Origin of the sequence: Mycobacterium botniense, assembly GCF_010723305.1 — a bacterium.
Lineage (GTDB): Bacteria > Actinomycetota > Actinomycetes > Mycobacteriales > Mycobacteriaceae > Mycobacterium > Mycobacterium botniense.
Genome location: NZ_BLKW01000002.1, coordinates 877161 through 892771, shown reverse-complemented (window position 1 = coordinate 892771; position 15611 = coordinate 877161). Strand labels below are relative to the sequence as shown.

Genomic DNA, 15611 nt, shown 5'->3' with positions numbered 1-15611 from the left:
ATCGGGCATTCTCAGGTGAGTCCGTTGCGGGTAGCCGCAGCGGCCCGCTCACCGCGGCGATGTCGGTGGGGTGGTTGGACAGCGGGGATACTCGCGAGCTTTTGTCGCGGCGCGAGGTGTGACACCGGGCCGCTTCCTGTCGGTCGCTGCCGGCTTGCGGGCCAGACCGTCAGCCGCGAAACGCGACAGACGGTCGGAAACGTCGACATGGGGCCACATGAGTTCGGGGAACCGGCAGGACACCCGGGAATCCACAAATCCACATCCGCGGGAACAAATGACCAACCAGCGCCGTTAACCCGATCGACAACTTGAGTGAACCTAGCTCAACCCTGCGTTTGACAGGCGGCGCGGCCGGGGGCAGGCTTGAGCGGGGTTCACTCAGCATAGTGCACGAACACGCTCATACTCAGGAGGATTCATCATGGCTCGTGCGGTCGGTATCGACCTCGGGACCACCAACTCCGTCGTTTGTGTCCTCGAAGGTGGTGACCCCACCGTCATCACCAACTCCGAGGGCTCGCGCACCACTCCGTCGATCGTCGCGTTCGCCCGCAACGGCGAGGTGCTGGTCGGCCAGCCCGCCAAGAACCAGGCCGTAACCAACGTCGAGCGCACCGTGCGGTCGGTCAAGCGGCATATGGGCACCGACTGGAAGATCGAGATTGACGGCAAGAAATATACGCCCCAGGAGATCAGCGCCCGGATTTTGATGAAGCTGAAGCGCGACGCAGAGGCTTACCTGGGTGAAGACATCACCGATGCGGTCATCACCGTGCCCGCCTACTTCAATGACGCCCAGCGGCAAGCCACCAAGGAAGCCGGCCAGATCGCGGGTCTCAACGTGCTGCGCATTATCAATGAGCCGACTGCGGCGGCACTGGCCTACGGCCTGGACAAGGGCGAGAAAGAACAGACCATTCTGGTGTTCGACCTCGGCGGCGGCACCTTCGACGTCTCGCTGCTGGAGATCGGCGAGGGCGTGGTCGAGGTCCGGGCCACCTCAGGTGACAACCACCTCGGCGGCGATGACTGGGATCAGCGGATCGTCAAGTGGCTGACCGACAAGTTCAAAGCCCAGACCGGCATTGACCTGACCAAGGACAAGATGGCCATGCAGCGGCTGCAGGAAGCGGCCGAGAAGGCCAAAATCGAGCTGAGCTCGTCGCCGAGCACCTCGATCAACCTGCCCTACATCACCGTCGACGCCGATAAGAACCCGCTGTTCCTCGACGAGCAGCTCACCCGGGCGGAGTTCCAGCGCATCACCCAGGATCTGCTGGACCGCTGCCGCAAACCGTTCCAGCAGGTGATCGCCGACACCGGCATCTCGGTAGCCAACATCGACCACGTCGTGTTGGTGGGTGGTTCCACCCGGATGCCCGCGGTGACCGACCTGGTGAAGGAGCTCACCGGTGGCAAGGAGCCCAACAAGGGCGTCAACCCCGACGAGGTCGTCGCGGTGGGTGCCGCGCTGCAGGCCGGCGTTCTCAAGGGCGAGGTCAAAGATGTTCTGCTGCTTGATGTGACGCCGCTGAGCTTGGGTATCGAAACCAAGGGCGGTGTGATGACCAAGCTGATTGAGCGCAACACCACCATCCCGACCAAACGCAGCGAAACCTTCACCACCGCCGACGACAACCAGCCGTCGGTGATGATCCAGGTCTATCAGGGTGAGCGCGAGATCGCCGCGCACAACAAGCTGCTCGGCTCCTTCGAGCTGACCGGTATCCCACCGGCACCGCGCGGCGTGCCGCAGATCGAGGTCACCTTCGACATCGACGCCAACGGCATCGTGCACGTCACCGCCAAGGACAAGGGCACCGGCAAGGAAAACACCATCCGCATCCAGGAAGGGTCGGCGCTGTCCAAGGAAGAGATCGACCGGATGATCAAGGACGCCGAGGCGCATGCCGAGGAGGACCGCAGGCGTCGCGAGGAAGCCGACGTGCGCAACCAGGCCGAGACGCTGGTGTATCAGACCGAAAAGTTTGTCAAGGAGCAGCGTGAGGCCGAGGGCGGCTCGAAAGTTCCTGCTGACGTGCTCAACAAGGTTGACGCGGCCATCGCCGACGCGAAGAAAGCGCTGGAAGGCACCGACATCAACGCGATCAAGTCCGCGATGGAGAAGCTGGGCCACGAGTCGCAGGCGCTTGGCCAGGCGATCTACGAGGCCACCCAGGCCGCGCAGGCTGCCGGGGCTGGCGCCAGCGGTGACGGGGCCGGCAGCGCCGAGGATGTCGTGGACGCGGAGGTGGTTGACGACGATCGGGAGGCCAAGTGACAGAAGGCAACGGCAACGCACACGAACAGGTAACGATTACCGACAAGCGGCGGATCGACCCGGAAACCGGCGAAGTGCGTCACGTTGCGTCCGCTTCGGCGCAAACCGCGCCGAGTTCGGCGGCCCCGGCCGATGCAGCGACCGCGGACAAGGTCGCCGAACTGACCGCCGACCTGCAGCGGGTGCAAGCCGACTTCGCCAACTACCGCAAGCGCGTGCTGCGCGACCAGCAAGCGGCAGCAGACCGGGCCAAAGCCACTGTGCTCAGTCAGTTACTGGGTGTACTCGATGATCTCGAGCGTGCCCGTAGCCACGGTGATTTGGAATCCGGTCCGTTAAAGTCGGTCGCCGACAAGCTGACCGGCGCGCTGACCGCACTGGGTCTGTCCGCGTTCGGCGCCGAGGGCGACGACTTCGACCCGCTGCTGCACGAAGCTGTGCAGCATGAGGGCGACGGGTCTGAGGGCACCAAGCCGGTGATCGGCAAGGTGTTGCGGCAGGGCTACAAACTCGGCGACCAGATTCTGCGGCATGCCTTGGTGGTCGTGGTCGACACCATCCCCGAGGAGGCCGCCGAGGCCGCTGACACCACCGACACGGTTGATGTCCCCGCTGAAACACAGGCTGTCGCGACATCCGATAACGACATCGCCTCAGCTGAGCGGGACGCAGAATCAGTAGTACCGGAGGCCGGGCCCGACGACGATGCGGCCCGTGGAGCGGGGTGAGGAGGAGTCGGGCAATGAGGCTGGGCCCGACGACGATGCGGCCCGTGGAGCGGGGTGAGGAGGAGTCGGGCAATCAGGCCGGGCCCGACGACGATGCGGCCCGTGGAGCGGGGTGAGGAGGAGTCGGGCAATGAGGCTGGGCCCGACGGCAGGTAACGGCATAGAGGAAGGTGAGAGGGGGTGACGCGATATGGCTCAGCGCGAATGGGTCGAGAGAGACTTCTATAAGGAGCTCGGCGTCTCCCCCGACGCCAGCCCGGAGGAAATCAAACGCGCCTACCGTAAGCTGGCGCGCGACCTGCACCCTGACGCGAACCCGAACAACCCGCAGGCCGCGGAACGGTTCAAAGCGGTGTCGGAAGCGCACAGCGTGCTCTCAGACCCGGCCAAACGCAAAGAGTACGACGAAACCCGCCGCCTGTTCGCCGGCGGTGGCTTCGGTCGCCGGTTCGGTGCCGGCTATGGCGGCACCAACTTCGGCGGGTTCGGTATGGGCGGTGACGGCGTCGAATTCAACCTGAGCGATTTGTTCGACGCTGCCAGCCAAACCGGTGGAACGACGATCGGCGATTTGTTCGGAGGCTTGTTCGGCCGTGGCGCGACACAGCGCCCGAGCAGACCGCGACGCGGTAACGACCTGGAGACCGAGACTGAGCTGAGTTTCGTCGAAGCCGCCAAGGGCGTGGCGATGCCGCTGCGGCTGACCAGCCCGGCGCCGTGCACCAATTGCCACGGCAGCGGCGCGCGGCCGGGTACCAGCCCGAAAGTGTGCCCCAGCTGCAACGGTTCGGGTGTGATCAGTCGCAATCAGGGAGCATTCGGCTTCTCTGAGCCGTGCACCAACTGCCGGGGCAGCGGGTCGATCATCGAGCATCCGTGTGCGCAATGCAAGGGAACCGGAGTGACGACGCGCACCCGCACCATCAACGTGCGCATCCCACCCGGGGTCGAGGACGGGCAGCGGATTCGGCTGGCCGGACAAGGTGAGGCCGGTTTGCGTGGCGCCCCGTCCGGCGACCTGTATGTGACCGTGCATGTGCGCCCCGACCCGGTTTTCGGTCGCGACGGCGACGACCTGACCGTGACGGTTCCCGTCAGCTTCGCCGAATTAGCTTTAGGTACAACACTTTCAGTTCCAACGCTCGACGGCCGAGTCGGTGTTCGGGTGCCGAAGGGCACCGCGGACGGGCGTGTGCTGCGAGTGCGTGGACGCGGTATTCCCAAACGCGGCGGCGGCAGCGGCGATCTGCTGGTCACGGTAAAGGTCGCGGTTCCGCCAAATCTGAACGGCGCGGCCAAGGAGGCGCTGGAAGCTTATGCTGCCGCTGAGCGGGCCAGCGGGTTTGATCCGAGAGCCGGATGGGCGGGGAACCGGAAATGAGTCAAAAAGACGATTCCCGCACCTTCCTGATCTCGGTGGCCGCCGAGCTGGCCGGGATGCACGCGCAGACGCTACGCACCTACGACCGGCTCGGGCTGGTGACCCCGCGGCGGAGTTCCGGTGGGGGGCGGCGGTATTCGGAACGTGACATCGAGCTGCTCCGCGAGGTGCAGCGGCTCTCCCAAGACGAGGGTGTCAATCTTGCCGGGATCAAGCGGATCATCGAGCTCACCAACCAGGTTGAGGCGCTGCAGGCGCGGATCAAGGAGATGACCGCGGAGCTGGAAGCTTTGCGGGCCAGCCGCCGCCGTGATCTGGCGCTGTTACCCAAGAGCACCGCGTTGGTGGTCTGGCAGCCGCGGCGGTAGTTGAGCTGGTCGGTTCCTCGCTCAACTGGTGGCACGTGGCCCTGGGTCGCCGGCCGGTTTAGACGCGGATCGCGAACACGGCGGCGGCGGGTTCTCCTCGGCGTGCGAGCCGGTAGCCACCGCGGCGCAATGCGTCGGCGGGTGCCGTCATTGGTTCGAAACACACCACGTCTTCGCTTGTCGGCGCGAAAATCTGCGCAGCCGGATAGCCCTGTTCGAAGTGGACTTCCAGACGGCGGCCGCCACCGGAAACGGCGAAAACAGAGCCGTCGGCGACCTGATCGTATCCGTCGTCAAAGGCCTTGTCGCCCAGTCTTTCACAAGCTGCGGGTTGTTCCGTTTTCTGGCCGGTAGGCAGTCCTTGGTGGTCCAGCAGCAGGTGGCGTAGCGGCGGTGTTTCGATGACCCAGTCGGCGCGGGGAACACCCGGCAGCTGCAGATAGGGGTGAAAGCCGAAACACACTGGAACGCCTTGGTCTCCGGTCGCAGTGACAGTGGTCCGCACCGTTAGGTTGCGCGCAAAGAGCGAGACCGTCATCGTGAGCAGATGCGGGAAAGGGAAACTGGCGAACAACTTTGGGTCCGCACCGAAGTCCAGCTCGGCGGTCAGCTCACTGGCGGATTCGGTTCTCACCTGCCATCCGGAATAGGCCGCTAACACACCGTGAATGGGCAACCCGTTCGGGTCCAGCCGCACACCGTTTTGGCCCGGGGTCAGCGTCACCGTTGTGCCTTCTACGGTATATACGTTGGCGCCCAGTCGGTTTGCCCACGGATACAGAATCGGGATACCCATGGTCTTGCCCTTCGCGACATAGCTGTCCAGGCCGCCGCGCTGGCCGAGCAGCTCCGCGCCACGATCTTTGAGCGAGGTGCAGATCATGCCGGCGTCCGGCACAAACTGTGCTGTCACCGCGGACACGGGATCGCGCAATGTGACGACATGCATCCAGCCAGACTACGAGCCTGCGATGGCAGGGATGCCCACCGGCGTGCCGACGGGACGTTGAGATGGTGGCGGTGTGCGGGCTGATGCAGAGGTGTGGCGTCGCGGACTTCCCCGGTCGGCTACCCGGAGAGTGGGTCGTGCTGGATACGCTCCGGCGGTGCGCCTTTGGCGATCAGCGCGGCCTTGGTGGCGCGCACCATGGCCGGTCCGCCGCAGATCAGGATTTGCCGGTCACTCCAGCTGCCGTACCGGCTCACCACCTCGGGCAGCCGACCGGTTTGGCGCACATGTAGTCCCCGGGGCGGGGTGACATCGGGGTAGTCGGCGGCCCACGGGGGGTTGTCGGGATATTCCGACACCGGTGAGACCGACAGCCACGGGTTCTGGGCGGCGACCTGCCACAGGGTAGGAAGATCGTAGAGCTCGCAGGGGTAGCGCCCGCCGAAGAACACGTGCACCCGCGGGTTCACCGCCCAGCGGGCGAGATCCAGGATGATCGAGCGCAGCGGCGCGAGGCCGGTGCTGCCCGCCACCATCAACACGTCGCCGCCGTCACGGTCGACCTGCAGACTGCCATGCGGGCTGGACAGCCGCCACCGGTCGCCGGGCCGTGTCTCACTGACGATCGCCGAGCTGACCAGGCCGCCCGGGACCGCCCGCACATGGAATTCGATGGCGCCGTTCTCGTCGGGCGGGATGGCCGGGGTCAGGTAACGCCACCGCCGCGGGCACTGGGGTATCGCGACGTTCACGTACTGCCCGGGGTGGTAGGGCAGCGGGCGGTCCAGGTAGAGCCGCACCACTGCCAGGTCGCGCGACACCCGCATGTGCTCGACCACCGTCCCCTCCCACCAGGCAGGCCCGTCTTCGGCGTCGGCGGCCCCACTCATCACCCCGGTGATCAGGTTCAGTGACTGGCGGGCCGCGTCGTCGAGAGCCTCGGTCCACACGTCGCTTAACTCACTGCGCAGCGTCGCATACAGCGCCCGGCGCAGAGTCTGGTAGTGCGCCTCGGTCACACCGTATTTGCGGTGGTCGCGGCCGAGCTGGGCCAAAAACGCCACCGGCTCCTGAGCGCGGTGCGCGGCCAGTTCGCCGTACACCCAGTGCAGGGCGTGGGCGAAGGCGGCCCGCTGACTGTGCATGTCCGGGGGAAACAGGTCACGCACCGAGACGTCCAGAGCAAACCAGTGGGTGTAGAAGCGGCGGACCAGGTCGTTGTCACCGGGGTCGATCGCGGCATGCAGCACCCGCAGCGCATCGCGGTCCTCCAGGCCCACGGGCCCCGATCTTAAGCCGCTGGCGCCACCCGGCGAAGCCGAGCCGATCGCGCACGGCGCGCCGCACTGGCCCGGGCTTGGGCGGTCGCTACTGACAGGTAACTTACAGGTAATGAATTCCCTTGTACAACACCAGCAATCCGATGAGGATCAGGATGGCCGCCAGTAGCGCGGCATTGTGCCGGTCCATCCATTCCTTGAGCCGGGCCAGCGGTCGCTCGAGGCGCTCGCCGGCCCCGGCGTAGGCCAGTACCGGGACCGCGACCGTCGACGCGGCGACGGCGGCGAAGATGGCCGCCGACATCCAGGCCCGCGTGGCACCCAGCCCCGCGCTGCCGATCGCCAAACCGGCTGCCGCGCAAATCAACAGCACCTCGGGACGCACTACGGCCAGCACGGCCCCGATGGCTGCGGCGCGAACAGGAGTGAGGTTGGTGAGCGACCGCATCCACGCCGGTGTGTGCGTGTGACGGCGGCGCGTCAGCCACCGGAGAACGCCGAACACGATGAGCACCGCGCCCACGACGATCCGCAGCCACGACGCCCACGCCGGCGGCGACCGGTGCAAGCCGCCGAGCAGCCCGGAGGCTTCGACGAAAATCGCTGTCAGCGTGACAAGCGACACCAGCCAGCCGCCAAGGAAGGTGAGGCTGGTGGGCCGTGGCCGCGGTGTGTGCAATACCAGCACCGCCGGGATGATCGACAGCGGCGACAGGGCGATCACCAGCGCAAGGGAAATAAGCCCGGTCAGCGCCGAACCCCAGCTCGTTGCCACTCCGAGAACCGTAGCCGACCGACAAATCCTCCGGATCAGACCCGCCAGTCGGCGTGCACACCGATTCTCCGGCAGCTCGGCCGGCCCTCGACGACCTTGTTGGCACGCCCGGCGACCGAAACCGGGCTAAACTTGAGCGGAACAGACTCAACATTTACGGCGTTGAACATCGCGACAAGCATTGTCGATACCTCGGTTATGACCCCGGATGGAGGCTGTTGTGGACTCGTTCAACCCGACAACTAAGACGCAAGCGGCGCTCACCTCGGCGCTCCAGGCGGCGTCGGCCGCCGGTAACCCAGAGATCCGGCCCGCTCATCTGCTGATGGCATTGCTCACGCAGACCGACGGGATCGCCGCGCCGCTGCTGGAGGCTGTCGGCGTCGTGCCCGCCACCATCCGCGCTGAGACGCAGCGCTTGCTCGACCGGCTACCGCAGATCACCGGAGCCAGCGCGCAGCCGCAGCTGTCCCGGGAGTCTCTGGCGGCGCTCAACGCCGCCCAGCAGCTGGCGACCGAGATGGACGACCAGTACGTTTCCACCGAGCATCTGCTGGTCGGCCTGGCCACCGGCGACTCCGACGTCGCCAAGATACTGAACGGTCACGGCGCGTCCCCGCAGGCGCTGCGGGACGCGTTCGTCAAGGTCCGCGGCAGCGCCCGGGTTACCAGCCCCGACCCGGAGGCCACCTACCAGGCGCTGGAGAAATACTCCACCGACCTGACCGCGGCGGCGCGCGAAGGAAAACTCGACCCCGTCATCGGGCGTGACACCGAGATTCGCCGCGTCATCCAGGTACTGTCGCGGCGGACCAAAAACAACCCGGTGCTCATCGGCGAACCGGGTGTCGGCAAGACGGCCATCGTGGAGGGTTTGGCGCAACGTATCGTCGCCGGCGATGTGCCGGAAAGCCTGCGCGACAAGAAGATCATCGCGCTGGACCTGGGCTCGATGGTCGCCGGCTCGAAATACCGCGGCGAATTCGAGGAACGGCTGAAGGCCGTGCTCGACGACATCAAGGCCTCGGCCGGGCAGATCATCACGTTCATCGATGAGCTACACACCATCGTGGGCGCCGGGGCGACCGGCGAAGGCGCGATGGACGCCGGCAACATGATCAAGCCGATGCTGGCCCGTGGTGAGCTGCGGCTGGTCGGCGCCACCACACTCGATGAGTACCGCAAGCACATCGAGAAGGACGCCGCCCTGGAACGGCGCTTCCAGCAGGTCTATGTCGGTGAGCCGTCGGTGGAGGACACCATCGGCATCCTGCGTGGCCTCAAAGACCGCTACGAGGTGCATCACGGCGTGCGTATCACCGACTCGGCGCTGGTGGCCGCGGCCACACTCTCCGACCGCTACATCACCGCGCGTTTCCTGCCGGACAAGGCCATCGACCTGGTCGATGAGGCGGCCAGCCGCCTGCGCATGGAAATCGACTCGCGCCCCGTTGAAATCGACGAGGTGGAGCGGCTGGTGCGGCGGCTGGAGATCGAGGAGATGGCCCTGGCCAAAGAAGAGGATGAAGCCTCCAAAGAACGGCTGGAAAAGCTGCGCGCCGAACTGGCCGACCACAAAGAACGGTTGGCTGAGCTCACTACCCGCTGGCAGAACGAGAAGAACGCCATCGACACCGTGCGCGAGCTCAAAGAACAGCTGGAAATCCTGCGCGGCGAGTCCGAGCGTGCCGAGCGTGACGGCGATCTGGCCAAGGCCGCTGAGCTGCGCTACGGGCGCATCCCGGAGCTGGAGAAAAAGCTCGATGCCGCGCTGCCGCAGGCCCAGGCGCGGGAAGCCATGATGCTCAAAGAAGAGGTCGGCCCCGATGACATCGCCGAGGTGGTGTCGTCGTGGACCGGGATCCCGGCGGGGCGGCTGCTGGAAGGTGAGACCACCAAGTTGCTGCGCATGGAAGACGAGCTGGCCAAGCGCGTCGTCGGGCAGCGGAAAGCCGTGCTCGCGGTCTCGGACGCGGTGCGCCGCAGCCGGGCCGGCGTCGCCGACCCCAACCGGCCGACCGGGGCGTTCATGTTCCTGGGCCCCACCGGCGTCGGCAAAACCGAGCTGGCCAAGGCGCTGGCGGAGTTCTTGTTCGACGACGAGCGCGCAATGGTGCGTATCGACATGAGCGAATACGGCGAGCGTCACTCGGTGGCGCGGCTGATCGGCGCCCCACCGGGCTATGTCGGCTACGAGGAAGGCGGCCAGCTCACCGAGGCGGTGCGCCGGCGTCCGTACACCGTCGTGCTGTTCGACGAGATCGAGAAGGCGCACCAAGATGTGTTCGACGTGCTGCTGCAGGTCCTTGACGAGGGCCGGCTCACCGACGGGCAGGGACGCACCGTCGATTTCCGCAACACCATCCTGATCCTGACGTCCAACCTGGGCTCGGGCGGCACCGAGGAGCAGGTGATGGCCGCGGTGCGGGCGACGTTCAAGCCCGAATTCATCAACCGGCTCGACGACGTGCTGATCTTCGACCCGCTCAAGCCGGAAGAGCTGGTCCAGATTGTTGACATCCAGCTGGCCCAGCTGCAGAAACGGCTGGCCCAGCGGCGGCTCCAGCTGCAGGTGTCGCTGGCGGCCAAGCAATGGCTGGCCAAACGTGGCTTCGACCCGGTCTATGGGGCGCGTCCGCTGCGGCGGCTAGTGCAGCAGGCCATCGGTGATCAGCTGGCCAAGATGCTGCTCGCCGGGCAGGTGCACGACGGCGACACCGTGCCGGTGAACGTCAGTCCCGACGGTGACTCGCTGATTTTGGGCTGAGACGACACTCGTCCCTGCCGCCGGGGCACGCCTCGGCCGTGCTGTCACGAGGCTGATGCGGGGTTGTGACCTGCGAGCCCGTCCGGTTCCGGGCTCACAACCGATAGGCTACGTGGGATGGTTCCGCTCTGGTTCACGCTGTCCGCACTGTGCTTCGTCGGTGCGGCGGTGCTGCTGTACGTCGACCTCGATCGACGCCGTGGGCGCGGCCGGCGCCGTAAATCCTGGGCGCGATCGCACGGGTTCGATTACGAGCCGGAATCCGCCGACTTGGTCAAACGCTGGACACGCGGGGTGATCTCGACCGTTGGTGATGTGCCGGCAAAAAACGTGGTCCTGGGCCAGATTCGCGGGGAGGCCGTCTACATCTTTGATCTCGAAGAAGTGGCCACGGTGATCGCGCTGCACCGCAAGGTGGGCACCAACGTCGTCCTCGATATGCGGCTCAAAGGGCTGAAAGAGCCCCGCGAAAGCGACACGTGGCTGCTCGGGGCGATCGGACCGCGGATGGTGTACTCCACCAACCTCGATGCCGCCCGGCGGGCCTGCGACCGGCGCATGGTCACCTTCGCGCACACCGCACCCGACTGTGCCGAGATCATGTGGAACGAGGAGAACTGGACATTGGTCAGCATGCCGATCTCCAGCACCCGGGCCGACTGGGACGAGGGATTGCGCACGGTGCGCCAGTTCAACGACTTGCTGCGGGTATTGCCACCCACACCTCAGGCCATGGCATCTCAGCCGGCAGCGCGGCGTAACGCAGCACCGAGCCGTCCGCTGGCGCCGGCTGGCCGCGCAGATGCGGTGCCGCGGCGCGGCCAAGGCGCGGCCCGCCCCGAGATGAGCCACCGCGAGCCGCCGCGCGGGGAATCCCGCGAACCGTCGCACGGCGGACCCGCCCACCGCGACCTGCCGCGTGGTGACTTCACTGCCCGCGAGGAGGGCCGCTCCCGAGCTGGGCAGAGCCCCCCACCGTCGGCGCGTAATGGTCATCAGGCCGCGCATCACCTGCGCTGATAGCCGCACCGGCGGCGGTCCGGATCCGTCTCGGCCCGCATCGGACCGGTCACCGCGTTCGCTACGCTGTCGGTGATGGCTGGCCGTGTTGCCCTGATCACCGGGCCCACCTCCGGGATCGGCGCAGGTTTCGCGCGACGGTATGCCGCCGACGGCTACGATCTGGTGCTGGTCGCCCGGGACACCCGTCGGTTGGCGCGGCTGGCGGGTGAGTTGCGTGACGAAGCCGGCCGTTGTGTCGAGGTTTTGCCCGCTGATCTGGCTGATTCGGCTGGCCGCGCCACGGTGGCCGACCGGCTCAGCGCCGGGGTGCGGGTTTTGGTGAACAACGCCGGCTTCGGCACATCGGGTGAATTTTGGACAGCCGATCCGGCCCTGCTGCACGCGCAGCTGGATGTCAATGTGACCGCGGTGATGGAACTGACACGGGCCGCGTTGCCGGCCATGCTCGACGCCGGCGCCGGTACCGTGATCAACGTGGCCAGCGTGGCCGGGCTGCTGCCCGGGCGGGGATCGACGTATTCGGCGTCTAAGGCCTGGGTGGTGGCCTTCACCGAAGGTTTGGCCCGCGGGTTGAAAGGCACGGGGGTGGGTGTTCATGCGGTATGCCCGGGTTTCGTGCACACCGAATTCCATCGCCGCGCCGGTATCGATATGACATCGCTGCCGTCATTTCTGTGGCTTGAGGTCGACGACGTGATCCGGGCAAGCCTGGCCGACATCGCCCGCGGCAAGGTGATCAGCATCCCGGGGGTGCAGTACAAGGCGATGGTCGCGGCTGGACGGTTGGTGCCGCGAAACCTGGTGCGTGTTGCCACCAATGTGATCGGTCGGGGCCGTGGCCGCACTTAGGTCGGGCGAGCAGCCGGGCCGACAGCCTCGGCTGGGGGAGGACGCGCGCCGTGTCAGGCCCCGCGAGGAAGCCGGGCCAACCGGGCCGCGGCTCGCTGCGGCCGACCGCGACGAATTGGCTGAGCTGGTGCGCCGGCTGTCGGTGGTGCGCGGCCGTTTCATCCTGTCGTCGGGTCAGCGAGCCGACTATTACGTCGATGTGCGCCGCGCCACTTTGCACCATCGGGCGGCCCCGTTGATCGGCCGGCTGATACGCCAACTCACCGACGACTGGGACTACGCGGCGGTCGGTGGCCTGACCCTGGGCGCCGATCCGGTCGCGGTCGCCGTCATGCACGCACCAGGCCGCCCCATCGACGCTTTCGTCGTGCGCAAATCGGTGAAAACTCATGGCATGCAACGGCTTATCGAAGGGGCCGAGGTAACCGGGCGTCGGGTCCTGGTAGTGGACGACACCAGCACCACCGGGGCCTCGGCGTTACAGGCGGTGCGGGCCGTGCGGGAAGCCGGCGGCGAGGTCGTCGGCGTCGCCACCGTGGTGGACCGCGATACCGGTGCCGCTGCGGCGATCCAGGCCGAGGGACTGGCCTATCGCAGCGTGCTTGGCCTGGCGGATCTGGGCCTGACAGCGGCTGAGCCGTCACACACGCCACCGATCCGCTAGCGATGCGGGCTCTCCTCGCGATGACCCTTGTGGTGGCGGCGCTGGGTCTGGGCGCCTGCACCGGCTCCGGGCAGCGCAGCGTCTACGGCGCCCCGGCCGTTCGCCTCGGCGAGTCGCTGACGGTGCTGGGCTACCACATCCAGGTGGCTAACCTGCGCTGGGGCGGCGACTACGTACTGGTCGACGTCGACGCCACCGCAACCGATCCGGCGTCCCCGCACGCGAAACCCCAAGACATTCGCTTCGGCCTCTACGGCGCGCTGGCGCACCCCCTGGAAGCCACCGGCATCGGCAGTTGCGACGCCACGATCGGAGGGCCCAAGGCCATCGCGGCGGCGCTGTCTGCGCCGGCGCCCGACCGGCTCACCGGCACAGTGTGTCTGGGCCCGCTGAAAGACCGCAGCGCGGTGCGCGGGGTGTATCTCTACTCGCCGCGGGACCGGATCGCGGGCACGGCGGCGGCCTACCCGGCGGCGTTTCCGGTGGGGATGTTGCCGACCAACAAAAACGACACCGGTCTGGTCGTTAAAACCACCAGCGTGGCGGCCTGGCGCGCCGACGGTACCCAGCTGACCCGGGCGTCGCTGGGTGAGCCGGGGACATTCACCGGCAGTGGTTATATGCTGCTGGGCCTGCTGGCCGAGGGCATCGCCGCCCGCTATCGCGACGAGTCCGCGGCCCGCGGCGGCCCGTTGATGCTGCTGGCGGCGCCCAGCCTGCCCGGCTCCGGGCTGAGCCCGGCCTGCGCGAAGTATGGGGCGTCGGTGCTGATCCTGCCCGAGGCGTCACTGGACGCCGTGCACGTCAGCGCGTCGCTGTGCACGCAGGGCGAGATCAACGCCGCGGTACTGTATGCGACGGTGGCGGTGATCGGCACTCATGCCGCGGTGTGGACCACCCATGGGTGAACCCGGTCCCACCGAATGGGGTGCCCCGGCCGCCGGGGTGGGCCCATGGCAGGGTCCGCCGCCCAGCGATCCCCGCTACGACCCGGTGTTGTTGCGCGACGGGGATTCCCGCAACGTCGTCGACGCATACCGCTATTGGACCCGTGAGGCGATCATCGCCGATATCGACACCCGCAGGCACCCGCTGCATGTGGCGATCGAAAACTTCGGCCACGACGCGAACATCGGCGCGGTGGTGCGCACCGCCAACGCGTTCGCCGTGGACACCGTGCACATCGTCGGACGCCGGCGCTGGAACCGCCGCGGCGCCATGGTCACCGACCGCTACCAGCGGCTGCGCCATCACGACACGATCGCCGATCTGCTCGACTTCGCAGCCGGCGCCGGCCTGACCGTGGTCGCGGTCGACAACCTCCCCGGCGCCGCCCGTCTGGAGCAAACCACGCTGCCGCGACACTGCCTGATGATTTTCGGTCAGGAAGGTCCGGGTATCACCGACAACGCCCGGGCGGGCGCGGCCATGACGGTGTCCATCGCCCAATTCGGCTCCACCCGAAGCATCAACGTGGCCGTCGCGGCCGGCATCGCGATGCACACCTGGATCGCCCAGCACGGCGACCTCGAGCGCGCCTGGTAGCGCGCCAAAACATCAACTCCACAGCGTCACATGCACCTTCGGGCGGAACCGGGTCACGCCGACGCCAGTGCCCCGGATCATCGCTTGGGTGCAGCGCGGAGTGGTGATGAAGCGCAGGAGTTCTGACACCGCAGGCTGGCGTGCTGACGGCGGCAGGGTGGCCGTGCACCATTCGCCGGGAACGTCCAGTCCCGGCCCGGTGAGGTGCGTCAATCGCCCGGCGGCAAGGTCTTTGGCGACAGCGAAGCCGATGGTCAGCGTTACTCCGCCGGCACGCTGAACCTCCTCGAGCGCAGCGGCGTCGCTCTGAAACATTCGCTGCCGTGATTCCGGGATCGCCAAATTACGCAGTATAGCGGCGATCTCGCCGTCCACGCTGCCTGCCGACGGGCCGAGCATCCACTCCTGCTCACGCAGCAGTTCGGGGCTGGGAACACCGCGCGCCAGCGGGCTGTGCGGCGAAGTCACCGCAATGATCTGATACCTCAAAAATGGGCGCACCACGATCCCGTCCGAGCCGGTTGCACTTTCCGCGGCCGGGCCGATGGCGATATCCACCGCGCGTGAAGAGATGAGATCACCGAATCGGCTCGTGGGATGCACGCTCAACTCCACGGACAGATCGTCGGCCCGCGACGAGAACAAGTCGATCAGCCCGGGCGCGGCATGTTCAGCGAAGGTGCTGGATGCCGCGATCCGCAACAACCGGCGCCCGTGCGCGGCTTCGGTCACCTCGATCGCTGTTTGCTGTTGCAGCCCAAGGATTTCCACCGCCCTGCTGGCTAACCGGAGCCCGCCCGGAGTGAAAGCCAGCCCGGTCCCGGTCCGGATGAATAAGGGGTCATCGAGTTCTTTGCGCAGCGCCGCCACATGCATCGAGATTCCGGCGTCAGACATCCCCAGTTGCTCGGCGGCCGCGTGCACCGAGCCTAGTCGCGCAACGGCCGAATATGCCCGAAGTTGAGCCGGCGTCATGGGATTGAGCCTACGTTGGAACT

Annotated in this window: 14 protein-coding genes; 10 read left to right on the top strand and 4 right to left on the bottom strand. The window is 66.9% G+C overall.

Translation table 11 applies throughout. From position 1 onward, the window contains the following. The first annotated feature begins 424 nt into the window (after window positions 1–424). The 4 genes from dnaK to G6N08_RS04455 all read left to right on the top strand — a co-directional run bounded on the left by dnaK (window position 425) and on the right by G6N08_RS04455 (window position 4761). Complete coding sequence (gene dnaK, locus G6N08_RS04470; protein WP_163754789.1) at window positions 425–2284, top strand: molecular chaperone DnaK; 1860 nt, start codon at window positions 425–427, stop codon at window positions 2282–2284. Then, window positions 2281–3012 carry a nucleotide exchange factor GrpE gene (grpE, locus tag G6N08_RS04465; RefSeq protein WP_163754787.1) on the top strand — a complete coding sequence of 244 codons (732 nt, stop codon included), beginning with the start codon at window positions 2281–2283 and terminating at the stop codon, window positions 3010–3012. The genes dnaK and grpE overlap by 4 nt, the downstream gene beginning before the upstream one ends. Before the next feature lie 190 nt (window positions 3013–3202). Next, window positions 3203–4393: a molecular chaperone DnaJ gene (gene dnaJ, locus G6N08_RS04460; protein ID WP_163754785.1), complete on the top strand. Its 1191-nt coding sequence runs from the start codon at window positions 3203–3205 to the stop codon at window positions 4391–4393. After that, window positions 4390–4761: a heat shock protein transcriptional repressor HspR gene (locus tag G6N08_RS04455; protein WP_163754783.1), complete on the top strand. Its 372-nt coding sequence runs from the start codon at window positions 4390–4392 to the stop codon at window positions 4759–4761. The genes dnaJ and G6N08_RS04455 overlap by 4 nt, the downstream gene beginning before the upstream one ends. A gap of 58 nt (window positions 4762–4819) precedes the next feature. Here G6N08_RS04455 and G6N08_RS04450 read toward each other — a convergent pair whose 3' ends face one another. From G6N08_RS04450 to G6N08_RS04440, 3 genes are all read right to left on the bottom strand, one after another. Continuing rightward, window positions 4820–5710, bottom strand: a complete 891-nt coding sequence (locus G6N08_RS04450) for an aldose 1-epimerase (protein WP_163754781.1) — start codon at window positions 5708–5710, stop codon at window positions 4820–4822. A gap of 119 nt (window positions 5711–5829) precedes the next feature. Beyond that, window positions 5830–6990 carry an FAD-binding oxidoreductase gene (locus G6N08_RS04445; RefSeq protein WP_163754779.1) on the bottom strand — a complete coding sequence of 387 codons (1161 nt, stop codon included), beginning with the start codon at window positions 6988–6990 and terminating at the stop codon, window positions 5830–5832. Window positions 6991–7093: 103 nt separating this feature from the next. Next, window positions 7094–7765: a GAP family protein gene (locus G6N08_RS04440; protein WP_163754777.1), complete on the bottom strand. Its 672-nt coding sequence runs from the start codon at window positions 7763–7765 to the stop codon at window positions 7094–7096. 220 nt (window positions 7766–7985) lie between these two features. Between G6N08_RS04440 and clpB the strand changes: the two genes are divergently transcribed. The 6 genes from clpB (at window position 7986) to G6N08_RS04410 (ending at window position 14613) form a co-directional block, all read left to right on the top strand. Continuing rightward, window positions 7986–10532, top strand: coding sequence for an ATP-dependent chaperone ClpB (gene clpB, locus G6N08_RS04435; protein ID WP_163754775.1), 2547 nt, complete (start codon window positions 7986–7988; stop codon window positions 10530–10532). A 117-nt stretch (window positions 10533–10649) separates the two neighbouring features. Beyond that, window positions 10650–11552 (top strand): trehalose monomycolate transport factor TtfA, encoded by a 903-nt coding sequence (gene ttfA, locus G6N08_RS04430; RefSeq protein ID WP_163754773.1) that lies wholly within the window; start codon window positions 10650–10652, stop codon window positions 11550–11552. A gap of 75 nt (window positions 11553–11627) precedes the next feature. Further along, a complete protein-coding gene (locus G6N08_RS04425; protein WP_163754771.1) occupies window positions 11628–12404 on the top strand; it encodes an SDR family NAD(P)-dependent oxidoreductase in 777 nt (258 codons plus the stop codon). A 115-nt stretch (window positions 12405–12519) separates the two neighbouring features. Continuing rightward, on the top strand, window positions 12520–13068 hold the full coding sequence (gene pyrE / locus G6N08_RS04420) for an orotate phosphoribosyltransferase (RefSeq protein ID WP_371868991.1): 549 nt from the start codon (window positions 12520–12522) through the stop codon (window positions 13066–13068). A gap of 2 nt (window positions 13069–13070) precedes the next feature. Continuing rightward, complete coding sequence (locus G6N08_RS04415) at window positions 13071–13976, top strand: hypothetical protein (protein ID WP_163754768.1); 906 nt, start codon at window positions 13071–13073, stop codon at window positions 13974–13976. Then, window positions 13969–14613: a TrmH family RNA methyltransferase gene (locus G6N08_RS04410; protein WP_174813249.1), complete on the top strand. Its 645-nt coding sequence runs from the start codon at window positions 13969–13971 to the stop codon at window positions 14611–14613. The genes G6N08_RS04415 and G6N08_RS04410 overlap by 8 nt, the downstream gene beginning before the upstream one ends. Window positions 14614–14625: 12 nt before the next feature. Here the strand turns inward: G6N08_RS04410 and G6N08_RS04405 are convergent, their stop codons facing one another. After that, on the bottom strand, window positions 14626–15588 hold the full coding sequence (locus tag G6N08_RS04405) for a LysR family transcriptional regulator (protein ID WP_163754767.1): 963 nt from the start codon (window positions 15586–15588) through the stop codon (window positions 14626–14628). Window positions 15589–15611: the final 23 nt, after the last annotated feature.